General features: G+C 31.3%; 1 protein-coding gene. It reads left to right on the top strand.

Annotated elements, in window-relative coordinates:
- A partial coding sequence (locus CP355_RS10050) for a transposase family protein (RefSeq protein WP_143468949.1) occupies nucleotides 1-508 on the top strand: 508 nt, incomplete at both ends.

The raw sequence follows: 508 nt of genomic DNA, 5'->3' as shown, positions 1-508 counted from the left end.
TTGCCCTAATTGTAAAGCATTGATGTTACATAACGGCACTAAAGTAGTTAATAATATTCATCTTTCTTCTGCTGGTAAAAAGCTTGTGCTTTCTATAAGAAAACAGAAGTATCTGTGTCCTGAGTGCAAAAAGACTGCGACAGCTAAATTTAAAGATACTAACTATCATGATCATTTTTCTAATGCTGTTAAAGCCAAACTTGTACGTGATTTAAGTCTATCCAGACCTATGTGTGAAATTGCTGCGGACTCTTTTACATCTTCAAACACAATTATTAGATCTTTAGAGAATGTAGAAAATAATTTTAAAGTCAATTGTAACTGGCTTCCTAGTCACTTATCCTTAGATGACTTCAAATCTGGTAAAAGATTTTCATCTAGTGGTATGAGTATGTGTTTAATCAACGCAGTCAATCATCGGATTATAGATATAATTCCTGAAAGAAATAATAAATTCCTTAGGAATTATTTCATTCAATATAGTTACAAAGCTAGATTATCAGTAATG

It is taken from the genome of Lactobacillus sp. UMNPBX4 (assembly GCF_002554115.1).
GTDB lineage: Bacteria > Bacillota > Bacilli > Lactobacillales > Lactobacillaceae > Lactobacillus > Lactobacillus gallinarum.
The sequence above is the reverse complement of the archived record's forward strand: the minus strand, read 5'-3'. Positions and strand labels throughout refer to the sequence as shown.